General features: G+C 35.5%; 1 protein-coding gene. It reads left to right on the forward strand.

Annotation, left to right across the window (positions count from 1 at the left end; genetic code table 11):
• A partial coding sequence (locus ACN1CD_RS23570) for an IS4 family transposase (protein WP_419132880.1) occupies positions 1 to 1204 on the forward strand: 1204 nt, incomplete at its 5' end.
• Between the last annotated feature and the right edge of the window lie 19 nt (positions 1205 to 1223).

The raw sequence follows: 1223 nt of genomic DNA on the forward strand, positions 1-1223 counted from the left end.
TTTTAAAGAGCCAATCTTTTTTACACGCACACGAAGTTTAAGCTTTCCGGTTGTTGTTTCTACCATATTAAATCTTTTTAAAGAATCTGTAGCGTATAATATTTCTACAATTTTGCCCAGTTTATCATCAAAAGCGGTAACAGGAGCAGCTTTTTCTAAGGCTCGATATAAAATATCCCTTTCCTTTTTCAAGGACCTGAACAAAATACTAGCAGATTACCACAAACATAACCCATCACAACTTTGGAGGGGATATCAATTGATTGCCGGTGATGGCTCCACAGTTGGGCTACCACCTTCCAGGCAGATAAAAAGTTTTTTTGGAATCTATTCGGAAAAAGGTGGAAGTATAAAGAGTTGTCTGGCGCAGATTTTTATGTTTTATGATGTTTTTAGTGGAGCAATTCTTTCCAAAAGAATATCAAAGATGGAGCACACAGAAAGAACACTTTTTAATGCATGCCTTGAAGAACTGCCAGCCTGTAAATCCATAGTTATTTTAGATCGGGGATTCGGATATTTTCATATTTTCAAAAATCTTTACACATTAAAACAGGATTTCTGTATCCGGATAAGCAGCGCTCAGTCCTGTTTTGCAAAACGGATAGCTCAGGAGAGTGAAAATGACGTTATAACAGAGTGGTATCCCAGTCCAAAGGAAATAGAATCCTGCTTAAAGCATGGATTAGATACTAAAAAAATTACGGTCAGGGTTACCAAAATCGAATTAAAAACTGGGGAGATCGAAGTACTTGTATCTTCTTTATTGGACATGAATGATGTCTGTACAGAGAACATGAAAGCACTTTATGGGCTAAGATGGCCAGTGGAAGAAGGTTTTAAAAAACTAAAACCAAAGATGAAACTAGAGCAGTTTGGTGCTCGAAAACCCGATGGAATATTCCAGGAGTTTGAAGCGCATGTATTTATGATGAATCTGGTTGCTTTATTTGGTATCCAGGCACAGCAGGAAATCGATAAGGACAAAAAGAGAAGACTAAAATATAAATACAATTGGCAAAATGCTTTCAGGTTTGTTAGAAAAGTAATTATTCAAATACTAAATACAGAGAACCCAGAACATATAATTCAATCTCTTATTAAACTAATAGCATCTTCTAAAATTCCAATAAAACCGGACAGAAGCTTTCCTAGAATAACGTTTAAAAAAAGAAAAAACAGACTGCACCAGACATATAAATAGCTTAAGTTAATAGCATTGG

The organism is Pedobacter sp. N23S346 (assembly GCF_048515415.1).
Lineage (GTDB): Bacteria > Bacteroidota > Bacteroidia > Sphingobacteriales > Sphingobacteriaceae > Pedobacter.